The following is a 20204-nucleotide window of genomic DNA, read 5'->3' on the forward strand; positions in this document are numbered from 1 at the left end:
TTGCGAAAATTTGCGTAATTAGCGGTTAACTTTTTTCATCACAAATAACACAAGAATATTCGTGGCTAACTTTCTTCTTTACTACAAAGTATCATACAAGAAATTCGCGTAATTTGTGGTTAAATATTCCCTCATTATAATTATAAATATTTGTGACGAAAAAAAACATTAAACCAATTCCAAAAGTGTTTTAGTATCGATAACTTGTGCAAATTCATTATGCAGACTTGCCAAAGATATTTGATGAATCATTTCTGAATCATATTTTTCTCCGTTGATACCAATGCGGTCGAAAGTGGCGGTGGCATCAGAAATTAAATAAACCTCAAATCCAAAATTCCCTGCCATTCTTGTTGTTGTAGAGACACAATGATCTGTAGTTAAACCCACAATCACAAGCGTACGGATTTCCAGAGCATCGAGTCTTTCTTTTAAATCTGTTCCGATAAAAGCGCTGTTGACATTTTTTGCAATTACAGGCTCTCCGGAAATTGGTTTTGCTTCGTCTTTGATTTCAAATTCGGAATTCGAAACATGTAGTTTTGAATTAGCGTTTGAAGAACTGTGAACGATATGAAAAACAGGCAATTCAAACGTTCTCCATTGTTCCAGAATTTGGGCGATTTTTGTTTCCGCCTCTTTATTGTTTCGGTTTCCGCCCCAATATTCTTCATCATTAAAACCTTTCTGAACATCAATTATAATCAAGGCAGTATTTTGGTCTTTAAGTTTCATGTTTTTATTAATAAAGCTCGGTATATAGTAATAAACCGTTATTGTTTCTTTCTCTTTTAGAATCTTTTAAACACTCATTTTTATGATACAAAAATAAACCATTAATTTCATTTCTGACACTTACAATAAAATACCCAATATTCCTTTGGCTTTTAACTTACATAAAAAATAGAAGTCAAAAATGATTATGTAGCCAAAAGACTATTTATGGACTGATAAAGTAAAAATGCCTATAGTAGAAGTAAAACTATAATTATCAATAATATAACTGATTTAATTACTTATTTTAAGAGAAAATGATAATCCTAATGATAAAACGACAAGTAAATTACTTGCAATTTCGTATTCCTATTTATTTAAACGTACATTTGGATTAAAACCTACTTTAATAATGGATAATAGAAAGAACATAAGGATTTTACTTACTGATGACGATGAGGATGACAGGGAATTTTTTGCTGAAGCTTTAGCAGATTTGCAACTCGAGAATCCCATCGAATTTTGTAAAAACGGTGTAGAGCTTCTGGACCGTCTTTATGATCCCAATTTTATTGTTCCGGATATCATTTTTTTAGATCTTAACATGCCAATATTGTCGGGATTCGAAACCTTGCAACAGATCAGGGAAGATGTTAAATTCAAAGATATTCCTGTGATAGCTATTTATTCAACTTCGGCAACAGAGGATGGTGTAAAGAACACTTTTGGATTGGGTGCCAATGCCTATGTTGTAAAACCTATTGCTTTTGGTGATTTAAAAAAATTACTAAAAAAAGTTATTGAAACTGATTGGAAAGAAAAACTGGAGAATGTAAGATTTGAATCTTTTATTATTTCAGTCTAATTTCAGGCACACACAATTGTAATATCTGCATTGATTTATATTACTTAATACCTAAAAATTGAAATCATGCATACGCAGAAAAACAATTTGCCGCAGGCTACAGCACAGGATTTTCCTATTGTAGGTATTGGTGCTTCGGCAGGAGGATTAGAGGCTTTCAGACAATTTATTGATGCCATTCCTTTTGATTCTGAAATGGCGTATGTTATTGTACAGCATTTACATCCGCTGCATGATAGTATGCTCACAGAATTACTTTCGCGCGTAGCGAAAATTCCAATAAATGAAATCACTGATGATATTCATTTGGCCCCCAACAATATTTATGTCATTCCGGAAAATAAAATGCTGACCTCTTATGATGGCGTTTTAAAGTTAAGTCCGCGAGTAAAAGACACCAAAAATCAGGCAATCGATGTGTTTTTTAATTCCCTTGCCGAAGTGCATCTCGATCTGGCATATGGTGTATTATTATCAGGAAACGGATCTGATGGCACTATTGGCCTTAAAGCAATCAAAAAACACGGAGGCATTACTTTCGCGCAGGATATTGACGCTGCAAATAACGAAATGCCACAGAACGCAATCAATGCCGGTGTGGTTGATTATGTATTATCACCCACTCAAATTGTGCAGAAATTAATCGAACTTTCTAAATCAACAGTTTTAGACGGCGAAGAAAATGATCCCAATGATGAAATCGTATTTCAGGAAATCATCAAAATTTTGCGTCACCACAGCGGAGTCGATTTTACCTATTATAAGCAAAGTACCATACGGCGCCGTATTGCCAGAAGAATGGCGCTGAGTAAAATCGTCAGTCTCAGGGATTATCTTAAAGTTTTGCAGGGCGATAAACTGGCACCTCAGGATTTATTCAATGATTTACTGATTCCCGTCACAGAGTTTTTCAGGGATACTAAAATCTTTCAGATTATGAGAGAAAAAGTATTTCCGTTAATGATAAACAGGGTAACAGAGGAAAATTGCATACGCATCTGGATTGCAGGTTGTTCTACAGGCGAAGAAGCCTATACACTTGCTATTGCGCTTCATGAATTTTTAGGTGAAAATCTGGAGGGAAAAGAAATTCAGATTTTTGCTTCGGATATTTCAGAAGTGGCTATTGCCAAAGCCCGAATTGGATTTTACAGAAAATCGCAAATGCGAAATGTTTCTGAAACCATTCTGACCAAATATTTTACTGCCAATACCAACGGATATAAAATTAAAAGACAAATTAGGGATCTATGCATTTTTGCTGTCCATAATTTTCTGACGGATCCTCCTTTTGCCAAAATGGACCTGATTACGTGTCGCAATGTTTTTATTTACATGGATTCGTTTTTGCAAAAGAAATCACTGACTACTTTTCATTATGCTTTAAAAGAAAACGGATTTTTGCTTTTGGGAAAATCAGAAACGGCTGTTCCCGCGGCAGAACTTTTTCAGCCTTTCGAAAAAGCGGGAAAAATTTATACCCGAAAACAGGTTTCAGGCAGATTTGTACATTCCGGAATGGGTGGAAATGATAAATTAAAAAATTTAAAAACAGATATTCTGAGAAAAGAGATCGTCAAGGAAGATTTTAGAAAAAGTGCCGAATCATTATTAATTTCTAAATATACTCCGGCCAGCGTTATTGTAAACGAACAAATGGATATTGTTCATATCAACGCTTCAATAGCTGAATTTATAGAGCTTTCGACAGGAAAACCGACTTTTAATTTGCTGAAAATGACTCGCGAAGGTTTGGCTTTTGAACTTCGAAATACCTGGCACAAAGCCAAAGAAACAAATGCTCTGGTAATAAAAGAAGGTATTCAGGTAAAAAATAAAGGAACAATAAGCGAAATTACGATTGAAATCCAACCCTTAGAAGATACTTCGGAACCGTATTTTTTAGTATTGTTTTATAAAACAGTGATACAGAAAGAACAAATAGTTTCAACTGAATTTACGGCAGAGGAAATACGTGAGAATTTGAATTTGAGAAGAATTGCGCAACTCGAAAAAGAACTCGCCAAAATACACGACGATGTAAATGCCATTAGCGAAGAGCAGGAAGCATCGAATGAAGAATTGCAAAGCGCCAATGAAGAATTGCTGAGTGGGAGCGAGGAACTGCAAAGTCTGAATGAAGAACTGGAAACCTCAAAAGAAGAGTTGCAGTCGAGTAACGAAGAGCTTTTGCAAATCAATCAGGAACTCCTGAACAAGCAGCAGCAAATCAATATTTCTAAAAATTATACTGAGGCTATTGTAGCAACTCTAAGAGAACCTATCGTAGTGCTGGACACTAATTTAAGAATAAAAAATATCAACAGGGCATTTTCTAAAAAATACAATATCACCAAAGAAGAAGCCACCGGAAAGCTGATTTACGAAATACAGAATCATCTTTTTGATAACATTCCGATGCGTGCGATGCTTGAAAAAGTATTGCCCGAAAAAACACAACTTGATGACTATCAAATCTCTGTAAATCTTTTGCCTTACGGCGAAAGTGTCATGTTGCTAAACGCCAGGCAGGTTACGAATGAAACCAGCAAAGAACAATTGATTTTACTGGCTATTGAAGACATTACAGAACGCCGAATTATCGAAAAGAGATTGCAGGTATTATCAAGCGGTTTTGAAGCAAAAGTAGAAGAACGTACGGCTGATTTGCTAACTTCTAACAAAGAACTCGAAAGTTCGATCAAAAATTTGCACGACGCCAATGTGCAGCTGCAGGAATATGCTTATGTAGCGAGCCATGATCTGCAGGAACCTTTGCGTAAAATACTGATGTTTATTAGCAGGCTTCTCGAAATGGATGAAAAAATTTCTGGCGAAGCATTACTCTTAATCGAAAAAATAAGCAAATCCTCTATCAGAATGAATACCCTGATAAAAGATTTACTGGCCTACTCATATCTTAATAATCCTGAAAGACAGTTTGTAAAAACAGACCTGAATGCGATTATAACCGATATTCTGACTGATTTTGAGTTGATGATTGAAGAGCGTGATCTTGAAATTAAAGTAGGGCAATTGCCTGTAATTAATGCGATTCCGTTGCAAATGAACCAGCTTTTTTATAACCTGTTAAGCAATGCCCTTAAGTTTTATAAAAATGACGGTTCGATTTCTAAAATCGAAATTAACTCACATACAATGACTGCCAGGCAGGTTAAAAAATATCCTGTTTTGGATGCTGCTTTAGCCTATTGTGAAATCATCGTAAAAGACAACGGCATAGGTTTTAATAAACAATACGAGAATAAAATTTTTACCATCTTCCAACGATTACACAACAATGAAGTCTATACCGGAACGGGAATTGGCCTTGCTATTGGAAAAAAAATTGTAGAAAATCATAAAGGAATTATCTTCTCAAAAGCCGAAGAAAATATTGGGGCAGAATTTCATATTATAATCCCCATTTAATAGTAAAGTATTTTAGGAAATATAAATTTCCCTGATACTATTGGGTATCCTGATAAAGCATAACCACCAAAATGATGTAACCGAATGCTGAAGTTATATCATTTGTTTTTTGACATTACTGAATTTTACCCATCAGCAACATATTTCGTTTACTAAAAAATTATTACTTACTTTTTCTTATCATGACAACAAATCCGGGTTTTACAACACCGATTAGCTTTTTAGAAAGACTAAAAAATCAAACTGCCAACGCGCATAAAAATCTGGAAAATTTACCAGTTTCTTCTTCTATACTTTCACCTGATCTTCAAATAAGCGATTATTGCCATTATCTGGCGCTTATGTATGAGGTGCACAAAAGTACGCAAGATCATATTTTTCCTTTGTTATCAGCTGTTTTTCCTGATTTGGAAGAAAGAAAAAAAATGCATCTGATCGAAAATGATCTTGATTTTCTGAACTATAAAATCACAGGGTCAAATGCCGTTTTTAGAGATCATGACATTAGTATTCCCTTTGCAATTGGAATAGTATATGTTGTAGAAGGATCCTCGCTTGGCGGAAGGTATATTCTTAAAAATATTGAAACCATTCCGGTGTTAAGCAACCAGAACGGAGTTTCATATTTTGCCGGATATGGTAATAAAACAGGCAGTTACTGGAAAGGTTTTTTAAGCGCACTGACAGAATATCAAGAAAAGCACAACTGCGAAGAAGAAATTATCGACGGCGCTGTTTATGCTTTTGATTGTATTCATAATCATTTTCTGAAGACGATCAAAAATGAAAATTAAAGATATTGTAAACCGCGATTTGGTCACTCTAACCAATTGTGAGCACGAACCCATACACATTCCCGGAAGTATTCAGCCGCATGGTTTTTTGCTTGGCATAACCTTAGATTGGAAAATTGATTTCTGTACACCCAATATTTCAGATTTTCTCGATGTGGCTTTTGATCAGATATTGGGAGAAAAATTCGATATCGTTTTTGGCATAAAAGCACAAAAAGAATTGCATGATTATATACATGACAGTAAAGTACCGCTTGTTTTTCCGCTTGAAATAACCCTAATCGATAAAAATTTTCAGGTAACGATTCATAAAAGCAATTCTATTTATATTCTGGAGGCAGAACCACAATCTGCTGGAAAAGAACAACTTGCTAACATATATGCGCAAACGATTCAGTTTGTGTCTGATATGAACAATACACGGACGCTGAAAGATTTATGTGCACTTGTTGCCGAAGGAACACGGGAAATAACCGGTTACGATCGCGTTATGATTTATAGATTTGACGCTGATTATAATGGTGAAATTTATGCCGAAAGCAGGAGGGAAGATTTAGAACCTTTTTTGGGACTTCATTATCCGCATACTGACATTCCAAAGCAGGCAAGAGAACTGTACATGAAAAATCAAATCCGATTAATAGCAGATATTGGTTACGAACCGGTTCCTATTTTTACGATTGATGATGAGCCGGATAAAAATCTTGATTTAAGTCTTTCTGTTCTTAGAAGTACTTCGCCCATTCATGTAGAATACTTAAAAAATATGGGTGTTGGTGCCACCTTAACCATTTCGCTTATTCATCATAATCGTTTGTGGGGGCTGATTGCCTGTCATCATTATTCACCCAAAAATATATCTCCTGAAATTCGGCTCGCGGCCAAGCTTCAGGGACAGTTTATTACCTCCCAGATCGATTTGCGACAGTCGAATGACGAATACGAAATTGCCCGTAAAACCAGCAGGGCACTCGAAAGGTTAACTGCCTTAGATCTTCCGTTAGTACATGAATCTTTTAAAATCATCTGTGACCATCCTGAATTACTAAAGCTTTGTAATGCTGCAGGAGTTTCGATTTCGATTGGGAATAAAATGTATAAAAACGGATTCACGCCATCTGACGAAAAAATAAAGAAAATTATCTCTGCTATAGATGCTTCTGAATATACAAGAACATTCAGTACCCATAAACTCAGTGATTTTGTTCCCGGTTTAGACGGTTACGAAGATGTTTCGGGTATTATTTATCACTCACTTGGCAATGGCAACACAATTATTTGGTACAAACCAGAAACTGTTGCTGAAATAAGCTGGGCAGGAGATCCGGAGAAAGCGATAATTATAGACAGCAAAGGGCTGCATCCCAGGAATTCCTTTAATTTATGGAAACAGATTATAAAAAACCAGAGCAGTATCTGGCTGCATTCTGAAATTAATGCAGCGGCAAGTTATGCACATGCGCTGCACAATCAGATCATTATGCTGTTGCTGAGCGAGGAAGAAGAGAAATACCGCAGTTTGAATGAGGTATTAAAAGAAACCAATTCAGAACTTGAAAACATCAACTGGATCAGTACACATGATTTGCAGGAACCTTTACGTAAAATTCAGTTTATTACATCAAAAGTGTTGTCAGATACTAATGAAATTCCTTCTGTAAGTATTATTGATTCTTTGCAGCGCGTGACCAAATCTGCCAACAGAATGCAAAATTTACTGGTCGATATCCTGAAATATACCCGAATAAAACATACAAAAGAATCCGTTCAAAAGGTGAGTCTTAATTATATTTTCGAAGAGACCCTGCAGGAAATGAAGGAAATCATTATCGAGAACAAAGCCGTTTTTGAGTGCGAAAGCCTGCCGGAAGTACATGCGATTCCGTTTTTAATGAAACAGCTTTTTTCTAATATTCTGCACAACTCATTAAAATACGCCTCCTTAGATCGGCTTCCCGTGATTACCATAACAAGTTCTAAAGAAGCAGAAATAAACGAATACTCTAATAAAGTCTACTGCCATTGGGTCAAATTTTCAGACAACGGGATAGGCTTCGAACAAGAATATGCCGAATCAATTTTTAAAATATTTACAAGACTGCATACGCTCGAAAAATACGACGGATCCGGCGTTGGGCTCGCACTTTGCAAAAAAATAATGCAAACCTGCAACGGCAATATCCGCGCCGAAGGAAAACTAAATAAAGGCACAGAGATCACGATTTACTTTCCTTGTGATCCTTTAGATTCATTGAGTTGATATTTTTATTTTATTTAAAATATATGGCGATGCAATAATGATGCATCGTCTTTTTTTTTATTTTATGGATTATGGGTTTTCATAAAATGAAAAATTTATGAATAGTATATTTATTTATGACGAACTGGGTAAAAGTATATTATTTGCTGATTTTGCATCAGAAGTAGATGTATTTTGGACAAAGTTTTATCTTACTATTTAATGATGACGCATAAAAAAAGAGACCTATAAGCCTCTTTCTCATTTAGTATATGTTTTAAAAAATCTTACTTCTCTTTTAGTAATTTCTCCAAATATTCAATTTTATCTTGTTCTGCTTTCAACAGACGTTCGTAAAGTTTTTTATTTTCATCATAAGATTCAACCAATTTATCTAAAGGATTAAACGTACAATTATTTGCAAAAATACTTCCAGTCGTTACAACATTATCTGTGAAACTATTGAAATAATTAATTGCGGCTTCGTCTGAGAAATTTTTAATCGCTTCAACAGTTACTCCCAAAGCTTTTGCCACAGCAATAAGTTTCTCTTCGTCAATCGTTTCACTATTTTCTATAGCAGATACAGCTTGTTGGTTGGTTCCTAAAGCTTGTGCCAAAGCTTCTTGTTTCATATCACGAAGTTCACGAATACGGCTGATTTTTCGCCCTATATGATTTGGTTTTGTAAGTGTGCTCATAATTCAAAGATAATAATTAAGTGTAATAAGTCGCAATATGTAAAAAACATATTTATCGCTGTACAATACGGCAAAAAATGATTGGGTACTCTGCAATCTATTTCTTTCTTCGCTGAGTCATGCAAAAGTACAATTTTTCTTATGATGAAATAGTAAAAGTTTAATTGTAAAATGATTAACAAGCGATAACTAAAACGATATACGCCATGAAAACCAATGAAATCAAAAAATTAGAGAATCTTAGAAAATTAACTGCCAAATATTGCAATATTTTAACTCCGTCTGGCGATGAAACAGGCACTCACACGGCTCAAATTAAAGTACTTAATTATTATGAACTGGGCTGTACGATTACCGAAATCATAAAATTATGTATTATAGCCTTAGAACAAGACGCACATCAAACGTCGGCTACAATTAAATATTCGCCTATAAATGTGGCGCTAATTTTAGAAATGGTGTTAGAAATGTTTCCTTTGGATGAATTTGAACTGATAACAGAAATTAATGAGTTGCTTGTTGAATAAACAAAAGTCTTATTTTGTTGTTATAAGGCATACTAATAAAAACGTATGATTTACAAATCAACAATACCGTTTTACTAAAAACCGTAGAAATACGTGTTGTCTCGTCTTTTTTTATTGTTATTGAAATCCAAAATCCCTAGCCCGGACAGCAGCGGCATCCTTTTATTTTTTTTCTTTAGAAAAATAAAAGATATAGCGAATGGCCGGATAAAGCTCGTTATAAAACCCATGAGAATTTTGTATCTTAGTTTTTAGTAACCCAATTTTATGCTGATCACGGATTTTCCTGATCAAATGAAATTATAAAACGACACAAGATGCCCTGGAATCCGGAAATTTATAATAAGTTCAAAAATATTCGTTATCAGCCTTTTTATGATCTGATTGATTTTATCAAACCCGTAAACGGAATGAAAGCCATTGATTTAGGCTGTGGCACGGGAGAACAAACGGCTATTTTAGCAGATAAATTCAAAGAGGCTGATTTTCTGGGTGTCGATTCTTCGGCAGAAATGCTGGATCAATCAAAAGCTTTAGAATCAGATAATTTGCATTTCAGGAAGGCAACTACAGAAGAAACACTGGCGTCAGGAGAGAAATGGGATTTGATTTTTAGTAATGCGGCTTTGCAATGGTCGAATGATCATGAAACTTTATTTACAGCATTAATAGATCTCGTGAACCCAAAAGGACAATTTGCAGTACAAATGCCTGTTCAGCCGGAAAATAAACTCAACGTTATTCTTGCCGAATTGGTAGAAGAAGAACCTTTTAAATCTTATCTGAAAGGCTACAAAAGAGATTCTCCGGTTTTGAGTATCGACGAATATGCACAAATACTTTTTGATGGCGGACTTGAAGACATTCAGATCCTGCAAAAAGTATATCCCATAATAGCCAACGATCACGAAACGCTTTATAATTTTATATCAGGCTCAGCTTTGATTCCGTACATAGAACGTCTGGATGGCTATGAACAAGAACTTTTTATAAAAACCTATAAGGAGAGAATTGCGGCGTATTTCCCTAAACTTCCCGCGATTTATTCTTTTAAGAGACTCTTGCTTTATGGAAGGAAAGGATAGGTTGTTTGATTGTTAATTGAATTAGATAATTAGATAATGAGTCAATTAGATAATGTGAACTTCGATGCCAAACTTTGACAAAGTTATGGGAAATCTAAAATCTAAAATCTAAAATCTAAAATCTAAAATCTAAAACCTAATGTCGTTCTTTTTTTACTTAACAAATACTTTAAGTAATACAATTCTTAACGGCTTGTTTCAGTGTGTTTTCAACATTTGTTTAAATGCGTATTTTCTAAAAAAAATTAAACCATTACAGTTGATAGATAACAAAAAATATTGTTCATTTGCGCCATAATTTAGAATTGGTTTAAATAACAATAAAATGACAACAAAAATATTATCAACTTCCTGTTCTGTAATGCGTTCAGGGAAAATGATACAAACCTTAAAACAGAAATTGACTTTCATCCTCATGTTGAGTTTGCTGACAAGTGGAGGTTTTCTTCAGGCTCAAACGGAATCAAACGGGCAAATAAAAGGTACAATCATCACAAATGACGGAAATGCAAGTCAGGGTGTTATCGTGAAGTTAATCGAAATAAATAAGAGTGCCGTAACGAATGCATCCGGTAACTATGAGTTTAAAAAAGTGCCTTTCGGAACATATACTTTAGAAGTTACCATGTCCGGTTATGTGTCTTCTACAGAAACGGCTGAGGTTACAGAACAGTCACCATCAGCGACGGTAGATATCCGCGTAAATTCATCTGTACAAAATCTTGAAGATGTTGTAATTCGTACCGGAGGAAATCGTTTTGCCAAGAAAGAAAGTATTGACGTAGCAAAAATGCCTCTGAAAAACATTGAAAATTCACAGGTTTACATCATCGTAAGCAAGGAATTGATGAAGGAGCAGGTGATTACAGATTATAATAGCGCATTTAAAAACGTTCCCGGTGCAGGTATTGCCGAAGTAAGAAACCAGGGCCGTACCACTTCTATATCAAGAGGTTTTCCGACTCCGCAAGTGGTTAGAAATGGAGTAGGAAGTTTTACGTATACCACAATTGACCCTTCGAATTTAGAACGTATTGAGGTGATCAAAGGGCCATCAGCAACGCTTTTTGGAAGTACATTGTCATCTTTTGGGGGATTGTTTAATCGTGTTACGAAAAAGCCTTTTGACACCTTCAAAGGCGAAGTTTCCTATTCTGCGGCAAGTTGGGATCTTAACCGTTTAACGGCGGATATCAATACGCCAATCAATGAAGATAAAACGGCTTTGCTAAGAATAAATACAGCTTTGCATAGCGAAAGAAGTTTTCAGGATGCCGGATTCAACAGAAACTTCTCTTTTGCGCCAAGTTTCTCTTATCAGGTAAATGACCGTTTAACGCTTTTGATCGATGCCGAATTCAGTATTTACAAAGCAACTTCGCCTACGAGACTTGCGCCGTTTGCTGTAAAAGGAACTGAAAGCAGCATTGAAGCACTTAATATTCCGTATAAATTGTCTTTTGCCAATAATACCATTAATTACACCAGCCAGCAATATAATATTTTTGCTCAGTTAAAATATAAAATGTCGGATGAATGGACGTCTCAGACTATTTTGTCCAGAACAAGATCATCCTCTGATGGTTATGTGGTGTCTTTACAGATGATGTCTCCAACAACAATCAGACAGCAGGTTACGTATCAGGAATCTCCTTTTTACGGAACAGATATTCAGCAGAATTTTATTGGTGTTTTTAAAATTGGTAAACTAAAAAACAGGGTAGTAGCAGGTCTGGATTTTTATAGCTTGCGCGCCACCCGTAATGATGCGATTGTCAATATGCCGGCAATGGATTATAAAAAACCGGGTGATGCCTACAACAATTTTAATATTGAGAAAGTGGCTCCGATGTTTGCTAATCCTAATTTAAAATTCAACAATTTCGTATCCAATGATGAGAACACATACAGCGCTTACGTTTCGGATGTTTTGAATGTAACGGATCAATTGTTGGTAATGGGTGGTATACGTATGGACCGATACGAGAATAAAGGAACATATTATCCTAGCAAAGATTCTATTGCAGGAAACTACAATCAAACAGCATTTTCACCAAAATTTGGATTGGTTTATCAAATTGTAAAAGACAAGGTTTCTGTTTTTGGTAATTATATGAATGGTTTCAGTAACGTTTCAGGTTCTGATTTTGACGGAAATACGTTCAAACCCAATCAGGCGAATCAGTACGAAGGAGGTTTTAAATTTGATTTGAATAAAATCTCGGCTACGCTTAGTTATTACGACATACAGGTAACAAACATTACGCGTGACGATCCGGATCATGCCAACTTTTCTATTCAGGACGGAACTCAGGTGAGCAAAGGTTTTGAAGCAGAATTGATTGCAAATCCAATTTCAGGATTGAACATTGTAGCGGGTTATACCTATAATGACAGTAAATACGAAAAAAGTAATGCCAGCGTTCAGGGCTTACGGCCAACTACGGCGGGATCCCCAAGAACGGCTAATTTATGGGCGAGTTACAGAATCGTAAAGGGTCCGGCGCAAGGTTTAGGATTTGGTTTTGGAGGTATTTACGGCAGTGAATATTACCAGACGAATACAACATCTTTCAAATTTTCTATTCCGTCCTACACGGTTTTAGATGCCTCGCTTTTTTATGATCAGCCCAGATACAGATTGGGTCTCAAAGTAGACAATGTAACGAATGAAAAATATTGGTCGTACAGGCTTGCGGCACAAAATCCAACGCGTATAACAGCCAATCTTACTTTTAAATTCTAATTATTATTTAATAATTTGAAATAATAAAAAGGGGAATATTTCAAAAATGAAATATTCCCCTTTTATATTAGGGTTTAATATTTCACCTCGCTGGAGTTCTTTGTTGTGTGTGTTTTATTTTCTATAAATATAGCATCCCTCTGGGACTTGAAATAGATGATCTTTTTCTTTTGATTTCTATAAATATGTCATTCTGCCTGGGTTTAAATGAATGTTTTTATTATAAAATCGTTTAATAAAAGCTCCATAGAAGCGATATATTTATAGCTATTGAATTTCTATGTGTTGGATTTTTTTCACGCAGATTTTAAAAAAGATTTAAGCAGATGTGTGCAGATAATTGGTAAAATTAAAATCTGCAAGATCTGCGTGAAATGATATTTTAATCTGTGGCTTCTATTAGGGACATTATTGAAGTTTTGTAATCTCCACCCATAATCGTGTAAAGTTTTCTGATGTGATGTGAATTAATTTTAATCCTCTGAAATAGATTGCATTAGAACAACAATTCAAACCATAATCATTATGATACATAAAATAGAAACAGCAAAGAATTTAATTGCTTTCAGAGCACTTGGACAAGTAACAACAGCTGATTTTAAAACTGTTATACTTCCTGAATTAGAAGGCTTATCTAAAGCGTCAAACGAGATTAATTTTTTGTTTGCACTGGATACAGATACTCAGAATTTTACTGAAAATGCCTGGTTTCACGATGCTGTCCTTGGATTGCAGCAATTTGAAAACTGGAATAGGGTTGCCATCGTTTCAGATTCGGATGAAATGAATTTTAATGATGGATTTGTTTTTAATGCCACCGGAGAATTGCGTGGTTTTAAAAAGGGAGCTTTTAATAAAGCCCTGAAGTGGGTCGAAGGAAATTCAACTTTATAAACCTATTATTATGAGAGCAATATGGACAGGATCAATCAGTTTTGGGTTAATTAATATTCCCATTAAAATATTTTCTGCCGTGCAGGAAAGTACGCTTGATATGGACATGCTGGACGAAAAAGACCATGCCAATATCAAGTTCAAAAGGGTAAATGAAAATACGGGTAAAGAAGTGTCTTACGGTAATATCGTAAAAGGCTATAAAATCGATGATAAATATGTGATTCTCGAAGATGCTGATTTTGAAGCTGCCGATGCCGAGAAAACCAAAACGATTAATATTCAGAGTTTTGCTTTAGAAAATGAAATCAACAGTATTTATTATGAACAGCCGTATTATCTCGAGCCTGACAAAGGGGCCCTTAATGCGTATGCTTTGCTCAGAGATGCGCTTGAAGCGTCCGGTAAAGTAGGAGTGACGAGTTTTGTTTTGCGAAACAAAGAAAGCCTGGCGATTTTGAAACCTTACAAAAATGTGATCTTATTAAACCGAATCAGATTTGAACAGGAAATCAGGGATACTTCAGAATTAAAACTTCCTCCGGCTTCTAAAAAAGCTACGAAAGAAATGGATATGGCTGAAAAACTAATCGATCAGCTGACTGAAAAATTCGATATCAGTGCTTATAAGGATGAATATACTGCGAAGCTTTTGCAGATTATAAAAAATAAAGCCAAAGGCAAAAAACAAGCGGCTCGAAAATTACAAGTCGTTCATAAACAAAGCGACGATTTAATGGCGATGTTAAAAGCAAGTCTGGATAAGAAGAAATCTTCTTAATCCGGACTTTTGTTTTCCAGTTTATGCAGTATCTTTTTGATATTGGCACCTTTTCCTAAAACAGGTTTCCATAAATCGCCTTTTTTATCAAAACGTTTCAGCACATTTTTGATGGTAAATTGCGACGGATGCAATTTCGAATTTACTTCGCTCCATTCTAATGGCGTCGAAACTGTTGCTCCCGGTTTAGGTCTTACAGAGTAAGGTGCTGCCAGTGTCTGCCCGCGACGGTTTTGCAGATAATCGATATAAATTTTATGATTTCTTTTTTTGATGCTTCGTTCTAATGAAGTTGTTTCAGGCAAACGGGATTGTATCTCAATAGCTAACAATTCGCCCAATATTTTAATGGAATCATAATCATATTGCGCACCAAGCGGAATGTAAACATGTAATCCTGTTGCTCCTGAAGTTTTGCAGTAACAATCTGTCTCAAGTTCGTCAAGGACTTCTTTTACGATCAGGGCGGTTTTTACAACTTCTTCGAAATTATCTTTTTCAGGATCAATATCGATCACAAGCCAATCGGGATTTTCGATATGTTTTATGGTAGAATTCCACGGATTCATATCAATACAGCCCAGATTTGCCATATACAACAAAGTCGGTTTGTCATTGCAGATCAGGTAATTCAGGAATTCTTCATTCGATTCAGAAAACACTTTTCTGGTTTTCAGCCAGGACGGAATCTTATCGACATCAACGTCTTTTTGATAAAATCCCGGAGCATTTATTCCGTTAGGAAAACGGTTCATCGATTGCGGACGGTCTTTGAGATAAGGCAATATAAAATCTGCTGCTTCATTATAATACTGTACAATGTCTCCTTTGGTAATTCCGTCATCAGGAAAATATATCTTGTTTTGATTGGTCAGATGCAAAGTCGTCTTGCCGATTTTTAAATCGTAATCGTTTTCTGTTTTCTGAGTTGGTTTTTCTTTCATAGCAGCAGCATTTACTTTCGTTTCGGTTGTAGTATTTGATTTAATATTTGACGGTACAAAAACTTCCGCAGGTTTCTTGTCTACTCTTAAACCCAGATATATAGGATGTCTCAGATGTTTGTCATTTGTCCATTCTGAGAATTTTACCTGACAAACCAGCTTTGGTTTTACCCATTGAATTTCATCCCTGAGTCCAATTTTTTCGCTAAGCGGAGATTCATCAACAAAAAAGGGCTGAAGTTTTGTATACAATTCTTTTAAAACAGCATCAGTAAAACCTGTTCCGCATTTCCCTATAAACTGAAGCCTTTTTCCATAATACTGACCAAGCAAAATGGCTCCAAAATATTTTCGGGATTTCTTAGGCTGTGTTATTCCAATAATAATGGCTTCTTCCTCATTTGCAATTTTAATTTTAAGCCAATCATTATTTCTTTTATCAGAAGCATAAATACTGTCCGCTTTTTTTGCAATAATACCTTCGCCTTTATTTTTTATAACCCTGTCAAATTGGCTTATTCCTTTTTCTATGGTATGTTCTGAATAGAAAATATTTGTAAAATCATATTTATTAAATAATAATTTCAGGAGTTCTTTTCGTTCCAGCAATGACAATTGAGTGATAGTATTGCCATCTAAATTAAGAAGATCAAAAACATAATATTTCAGAGTGCCCAAACCGGTTTTAAGATAGTTTTGAAGGAGCTGAAAGTTTGCTTTTCCATTTTCGTCTTCTACCACAATTTCACCATCTAAAACGGCAATATGATCTATTTTTTGAAGTTCATCTGCAACGGGCTTGAAATTAGAATTAAAAGATAGTTTATTTCTGCTAAATAATTGTACATCAGAAGGATTAATTACAGAAATAGCTCTGTAGCCATCGTATTTATTTTCAAAAATCCAGTCAGCATCATCAAAAGCTTTTTCTTTTGTACCGGCCAACATTGGTTTGATAAATACTGCCGGAGTCCGGGATGAATAATTACTTTTTGAAGATGTTTTTTTTTCGGTATTATTCTCAGCATTTTTTTTTGATTTTTTCTCTAATTCCTCCAAAGTTCTCTGAGATATAACCGATTTGTTTTTATTCAAAATATCATTTTCTGTCGCATACGGATCATGCTTTTTGATGAGTAACCAGGCGTTTTCCTGTTTTCCTTTTAGCTTTATCAATGAGAATTCGCCTTTAAGTTTTTTTCCTTTTAAAATAAAACTTAAGTGGCCTTTATTAAGATCTGCCAATAGTGCTTTTGCAGGGTTTGCAGAAGGCTGATCTGGTGTATAAGTGCCATTATCCCACACAATAACATTTCCGGCGCCATAATTTCCTTCAGGTATTGTGCCTTCAAAATCTTTATAACTGTAGGGGTGATCTTCGACCATCATGGCCAGGCGTTTATCGTCAGGATTCATAGAAGGTCCTTTAGGAACTGCCCAGCTTTTTAAGACACCATCGATTTCTAATCTAAAATCATAATGCAAATGCGATGCGGCGTGTTTTTGAACAACAAAAATCAACTCTTTAGCTGATTTTTCTCTTTTGCCTTTTGGTTCCCGAGTTTGTTTGAAATCTCTTTTCTGATTGTATTTAGACAGTGACATAAGCTTTTACCAATATTAAAACAGATGAAGAAAGGGAGTAAACTGCGGTTGCAACCAATCCGAAAATAATGTGTGCCAGAAGCAGCTGAAAGTAATAGCCTTTGAAATCGATAGCAGGCTGATGATCGCTCATCTTAAACATGAACATCCAGCCCAGAATGCCAATAACACCGCTAAGAAAACCGAATATAAAGCCGACTAAAAACGAAACGGGTAAAATATTTTTTATCCATACTACATGATACACCACGACAAAGAGAAAACCAATAAAATAATGCAGCAGCCAGGCGAGTGTGGCTTTAGATTTGGCCGGTAACTCAACGTTTAATCGGGTTAGCATAAAGGTGAGCAACACAGGTTCTTTGTACAATTCCCGAAAGCTTGCCGATGCCGCATAACTAAATAATGTCATGGCTGATGTAGCAGCGACGGAAACGATTATTAACTGAAAAAAAATAAAGATATCCATAAGTAGTGTTTTAAGTGATTTATAAACGGCTAATCAAAATGGCTGTCAGAAGATGGAATAAAAGAAAATAAACCATTGCCGTGGCGAATGGTTTATTTTTAGTAAAGCGTTCCGCTTAAAACTCCCTGGGATTATTGACAGGATCTTTTTCTTCAAGATCCTGATCAATGTCGTATTCCTGATCGAGTTCGTCTTCTTTTAAGCGATCTTTGGCAAAACTGTTGATTTCGCGATCGTTTTCGTCATAGTCTTCTACAAGATCATCGTCTAAATCACTTTCGTCAAGATCTTCCTCTTCAAAATATTCTTCGTCGTCATCGTCTCTGTCGAGTGCATTGGAGAAATCCTCATCCAAATCATCCGGATCTTCATCCTGATTTAAAATTGGATCCTCATCAAAAAAATCTTCATCAGTTCTTTTCTGGTATTCATCAACATAACTTTCGTCGTTGTTGCGGCTAACAGCATAAAGGTCATTTTCTTTTTTTTCAGATCCCAGACGAATGTCATCTTCCGGATGGTAAAAATTACGATCGTCCCGACCATAATTTTCGTTGTTTCCTGTTATCATACTGCAATGATTTAAAGGGTTATTTTTTAGTCGTTGGCGACTTTTTTGTAGCAGCAGATTTTGAAGCACTTTTTGAAGTACCCATTTTTTTATCTGTTGATTTTTCACTTGTAGTGCTGGTGTTTTTGTGGCTTGAAGTGTTCATAACATTTGAGATTAAATTAATAGATAATAAAAAGACATTTCGTTCATGTTGTTGAATTAGAAATGGTTAAGTCAAAATTAGGAGAAACAATTTTTATTTGATTATAAAATTCAATCTGGTAATTGTATAATTTTCAGCATTTTATATTGGGATGATTTTTTTTTGAATCGTTTTCTAAATGAAAATTATATAATCACAAAGGAATATTTTGTAAGTTATTTATTCTTATTTTTTAAAATATTTACATAGGATTTAGTAGGTAAAATTTACGAACATCTGAAGTACGAATTTTAAAGGTATTGGCTATGAATAAAAAAGGACCCATAGTAGTTATAGAGAATAAGCAGGAAGACCGTAAATTATTTATTGAGGTTTTTGCGGATCTTAATTACGAGAATCAAATTATATATTTTAATACGGCCGAAACGGCTTGCAATTATATGCTTCGTCATCACATTAAACCTTTTTTGGTCTTTTCTGATATTGTATTGTTGAATGTCATGAATTATAAGGTGATGGAAACGAATTCTGATAATAATGGGGTAGGGACGATATTCAATTGTCCGTATTTGTTTTTTACGACATTATTTGAACAGAGCTTCGTGATCGATCCGTATTCTTTGCCTACACATAGTTATTTTGTGAAGCCTTTTGATTATGAAAAATTCAGGCAGGTTATCAAGACCATTATTGAATATTGGAACGAACCAAAATCAATTGAGCAGTATAATAAAATCGAGATTAAGGCAGTGAAAATTGAATAAAAAAAAATCCATTCGTTTAGGCGAATGGATTTTTTGTTTTTAAAAAAGGATTTTTTTAAATAGTAAATTTAAAAATTACCGAATAGCATATCTTAGTTTAAATCCGTAAGAAACCAGTCTGATATCATTTGAATGAGAAGTATCAAGTATGCTGTTGTATTGCAGCTGCACAGGTAGTTCCGGATGGTACTGCACGAGATTTTTACTTTCTTTATTATCATAAATAGTATTTAATCCGTAATCTAAATAAACGCCAATATAAATGGCGCTTCGATCTCCCAGTTTTTGTTTTAAACCGGTTTCGAAAGTAGCCGAATAGGACACATCGGTATCGAGGTCTTGTTTGCTTGTTTTCAGGTTGTTTACACTTTCAAAGCCTGCAAATGCGGGGCTAAATAATTCGACATTATACTGCGGGTAATAACCGCTTGTCGTTAGGTTGCCGTAGGTACTTTCGTAGCTTCCGTTGGTTGCAAAACCTACTTTGGCTCCGGCTGCAAGATATAATTTTGTAGCTCCGGGAGTTTCAAATTGAATCCCTATTGGAATATTTACGTATCCTAATTTTTGCTGCTCGCGTAATCCTGTTGCTTTATATCTAAATTGAAATGCTTCATTTTCAGCATCAACAGCATTATACTGTCCGCCATAAAATCCGTATTTTACATCAGAACTGTACGTTTGATATTCGACACCAATACCAATACTTAGACCTTCGTTTAAATAATAAGAGTATCGAATTCCTGCATTTATACCGTTTCCGGGTACTGATTCTCCGGCAGTATTATACTTGAGAAACGACATTGGGCCTCCTACAGCTATCGAAAATTCTTGTTTTCTATCCTGACCGTAACCATTTAGGCAAGATCCTAAAATTACTGTAACTACTGATAGTGATGTTATATAGTTGCGTATATATTTTTTCATC

The 20204-nt window shown here is 35.2% G+C and carries 17 protein-coding genes; 10 read left to right on the plus strand and 7 right to left on the minus strand.

Annotated elements, in window-relative coordinates; translation table 11 throughout:
- Nucleotides 1-168: 168 nt before the first annotated feature.
- Complete coding sequence (locus tag B0A67_RS14480; protein WP_072953963.1) at nucleotides 169-735, minus strand: cysteine hydrolase family protein; 567 nt, start codon at nucleotides 733-735, stop codon at nucleotides 169-171.
- 391 nt (nucleotides 736-1126) lie between these two features.
- Here B0A67_RS14480 and B0A67_RS14485 point away from each other — a divergent pair, with 391 nt between their 5' ends.
- The 4 genes from B0A67_RS14485 (at nucleotide 1127) to B0A67_RS14500 (ending at nucleotide 8065) form a co-directional block, all read left to right on the plus strand.
- Nucleotides 1127-1579: a response regulator gene (locus B0A67_RS14485; RefSeq protein WP_072953962.1), complete on the plus strand. Its 453-nt coding sequence runs from the start codon at nucleotides 1127-1129 to the stop codon at nucleotides 1577-1579.
- A gap of 66 nt (nucleotides 1580-1645) precedes the next feature.
- Nucleotides 1646-5011: a CheR family methyltransferase gene (locus B0A67_RS14490; RefSeq protein ID WP_072953960.1), complete on the plus strand. Its 3366-nt coding sequence runs from the start codon at nucleotides 1646-1648 to the stop codon at nucleotides 5009-5011.
- A gap of 182 nt (nucleotides 5012-5193) precedes the next feature.
- Nucleotides 5194-5805: a biliverdin-producing heme oxygenase gene (locus tag B0A67_RS14495; RefSeq protein WP_072953958.1), complete on the plus strand. Its 612-nt coding sequence runs from the start codon at nucleotides 5194-5196 to the stop codon at nucleotides 5803-5805.
- A complete protein-coding gene (locus B0A67_RS14500; protein WP_072953957.1) occupies nucleotides 5795-8065 on the plus strand; it encodes an ATP-binding protein in 2271 nt (756 codons plus the stop codon). Before B0A67_RS14495 ends, B0A67_RS14500 begins: the two co-directional genes overlap by 11 nt.
- A gap of 266 nt (nucleotides 8066-8331) precedes the next feature.
- On the opposite strand, the gene B0A67_RS14505 is transcribed toward B0A67_RS14500, so the two are convergent.
- Nucleotides 8332-8745, minus strand: a complete 414-nt coding sequence (locus tag B0A67_RS14505; RefSeq protein ID WP_072953955.1) for a helix-turn-helix domain-containing protein — start codon at nucleotides 8743-8745, stop codon at nucleotides 8332-8334.
- Between the two features lie 206 nt (nucleotides 8746-8951).
- Between B0A67_RS14505 and B0A67_RS14510 the strand changes: the two genes are divergently transcribed.
- The 5 genes from B0A67_RS14510 (at nucleotide 8952) to ku (ending at nucleotide 14778) form a co-directional block, all read left to right on the plus strand.
- Nucleotides 8952-9272, plus strand: a complete 321-nt coding sequence (locus B0A67_RS14510) for a hypothetical protein (RefSeq protein WP_072953954.1) — start codon at nucleotides 8952-8954, stop codon at nucleotides 9270-9272.
- Nucleotides 9273-9589: 317 nt separating this feature from the next.
- Nucleotides 9590-10357: a methyltransferase domain-containing protein gene (locus B0A67_RS14515; protein ID WP_072953952.1), complete on the plus strand. Its 768-nt coding sequence runs from the start codon at nucleotides 9590-9592 to the stop codon at nucleotides 10355-10357.
- 325 nt (nucleotides 10358-10682) lie between these two features.
- The gene (locus B0A67_RS14520; protein WP_242670967.1) at nucleotides 10683-13103 is read left to right on the plus strand and encodes a TonB-dependent receptor; all 2421 of its coding nucleotides are present in this window, start codon (nucleotides 10683-10685) and stop codon (nucleotides 13101-13103) included.
- A gap of 525 nt (nucleotides 13104-13628) precedes the next feature.
- Nucleotides 13629-13997: a SpoIIAA family protein gene (locus tag B0A67_RS14525; protein WP_072953950.1), complete on the plus strand. Its 369-nt coding sequence runs from the start codon at nucleotides 13629-13631 to the stop codon at nucleotides 13995-13997.
- Nucleotides 13998-14007: 10 nt separating this feature from the next.
- The gene (gene ku, locus B0A67_RS14530) at nucleotides 14008-14778 is read left to right on the plus strand and encodes a non-homologous end joining protein Ku (protein WP_072953948.1); all 771 of its coding nucleotides are present in this window, start codon (nucleotides 14008-14010) and stop codon (nucleotides 14776-14778) included.
- On the opposite strand, the gene ligD is transcribed toward ku, so the two are convergent.
- The 4 genes from ligD to B0A67_RS25290 all read right to left on the minus strand — a co-directional run bounded on the left by ligD (nucleotide 14775) and on the right by B0A67_RS25290 (nucleotide 18512).
- Entirely contained in the window at nucleotides 14775-17327 is a 2553-nt protein-coding gene (ligD, locus tag B0A67_RS14535) for a DNA ligase D (protein WP_072953946.1), read from the minus strand. The genes ku and ligD overlap by 4 nt on opposite strands.
- The gene (locus B0A67_RS14540; protein ID WP_072953944.1) at nucleotides 17314-17796 is read right to left on the minus strand and encodes a hypothetical protein; all 483 of its coding nucleotides are present in this window, start codon (nucleotides 17794-17796) and stop codon (nucleotides 17314-17316) included. Before B0A67_RS14540 ends, ligD begins: the two co-directional genes overlap by 14 nt.
- A 115-nt stretch (nucleotides 17797-17911) precedes the next feature.
- Nucleotides 17912-18367, minus strand: coding sequence for a hypothetical protein (locus B0A67_RS14545; protein WP_072953942.1), 456 nt, complete (start codon nucleotides 18365-18367; stop codon nucleotides 17912-17914).
- A gap of 19 nt (nucleotides 18368-18386) precedes the next feature.
- On the minus strand, nucleotides 18387-18512 hold the full coding sequence (locus B0A67_RS25290; protein WP_262494739.1) for a hypothetical protein: 126 nt from the start codon (nucleotides 18510-18512) through the stop codon (nucleotides 18387-18389).
- A 305-nt stretch (nucleotides 18513-18817) separates the two neighbouring features.
- Between B0A67_RS25290 and B0A67_RS14550 the strand changes: the two genes are divergently transcribed.
- Nucleotides 18818-19276, plus strand: coding sequence for a response regulator (locus tag B0A67_RS14550; RefSeq protein WP_072953940.1), 459 nt, complete (start codon nucleotides 18818-18820; stop codon nucleotides 19274-19276).
- A gap of 75 nt (nucleotides 19277-19351) precedes the next feature.
- Here B0A67_RS14550 and B0A67_RS14555 read toward each other — a convergent pair whose 3' ends face one another.
- A complete protein-coding gene (locus B0A67_RS14555) occupies nucleotides 19352-20203 on the minus strand; it encodes an outer membrane beta-barrel protein (protein WP_072953939.1) in 852 nt (283 codons plus the stop codon).
- Between the last annotated feature and the right edge of the window lies 1 nt (nucleotide 20204).

This window comes from Flavobacterium aquidurense (genome assembly GCF_002217195.1).
Taxonomy (GTDB): domain Bacteria; phylum Bacteroidota; class Bacteroidia; order Flavobacteriales; family Flavobacteriaceae; genus Flavobacterium; species Flavobacterium frigidimaris.

What these genes read in the sequence shown, in the direction of transcription:
- B0A67_RS14480 (WP_072953963.1), bottom strand. Translation starts at nt 735, where the DNA reads ATGAAACTTAAAGACCAAAATACTGCCTTGATTATAATTGATGTTCAG.
- B0A67_RS14485 (WP_072953962.1), top strand. Translation starts at nt 1,127, where the DNA reads ATGGATAATAGAAAGAACATAAGGATTTTACTTACTGATGACGATGAG.
- B0A67_RS14490 (WP_072953960.1), top strand. Translation starts at nt 1,646, where the DNA reads ATGCATACGCAGAAAAACAATTTGCCGCAGGCTACAGCACAGGATTTT.
- B0A67_RS14495 (WP_072953958.1), top strand. Translation starts at nt 5,194, where the DNA reads ATGACAACAAATCCGGGTTTTACAACACCGATTAGCTTTTTAGAAAGA.
- B0A67_RS14500 (WP_072953957.1), top strand. Translation starts at nt 5,795, where the DNA reads ATGAAAATTAAAGATATTGTAAACCGCGATTTGGTCACTCTAACCAAT.
- B0A67_RS14505 (WP_072953955.1), bottom strand. Translation starts at nt 8,745, where the DNA reads ATGAGCACACTTACAAAACCAAATCATATAGGGCGAAAAATCAGCCGT.
- B0A67_RS14510 (WP_072953954.1), top strand. Translation starts at nt 8,952, where the DNA reads ATGAAAACCAATGAAATCAAAAAATTAGAGAATCTTAGAAAATTAACT.
- B0A67_RS14515 (WP_072953952.1), top strand. Translation starts at nt 9,590, where the DNA reads ATGCCCTGGAATCCGGAAATTTATAATAAGTTCAAAAATATTCGTTAT.
- B0A67_RS14520 (WP_242670967.1), top strand. Translation starts at nt 10,683, where the DNA reads ATGACAACAAAAATATTATCAACTTCCTGTTCTGTAATGCGTTCAGGG.
- B0A67_RS14525 (WP_072953950.1), top strand. Translation starts at nt 13,629, where the DNA reads ATGATACATAAAATAGAAACAGCAAAGAATTTAATTGCTTTCAGAGCA.
- ku (WP_072953948.1), top strand. Translation starts at nt 14,008, where the DNA reads ATGAGAGCAATATGGACAGGATCAATCAGTTTTGGGTTAATTAATATT.
- ligD (WP_072953946.1), bottom strand. Translation starts at nt 17,327, where the DNA reads ATGTCACTGTCTAAATACAATCAGAAAAGAGATTTCAAACAAACTCGG.
- B0A67_RS14540 (WP_072953944.1), bottom strand. Translation starts at nt 17,796, where the DNA reads ATGGATATCTTTATTTTTTTTCAGTTAATAATCGTTTCCGTCGCTGCT.
- B0A67_RS14545 (WP_072953942.1), bottom strand. Translation starts at nt 18,367, where the DNA reads ATGATAACAGGAAACAACGAAAATTATGGTCGGGACGATCGTAATTTT.
- B0A67_RS25290 (WP_262494739.1), bottom strand. Translation starts at nt 18,512, where the DNA reads ATGAACACTTCAAGCCACAAAAACACCAGCACTACAAGTGAAAAATCA.
- B0A67_RS14550 (WP_072953940.1), top strand. Translation starts at nt 18,818, where the DNA reads ATGAATAAAAAAGGACCCATAGTAGTTATAGAGAATAAGCAGGAAGAC.
- B0A67_RS14555 (WP_072953939.1), bottom strand. Translation starts at nt 20,203, where the DNA reads ATGAAAAAATATATACGCAACTATATAACATCACTATCAGTAGTTACA.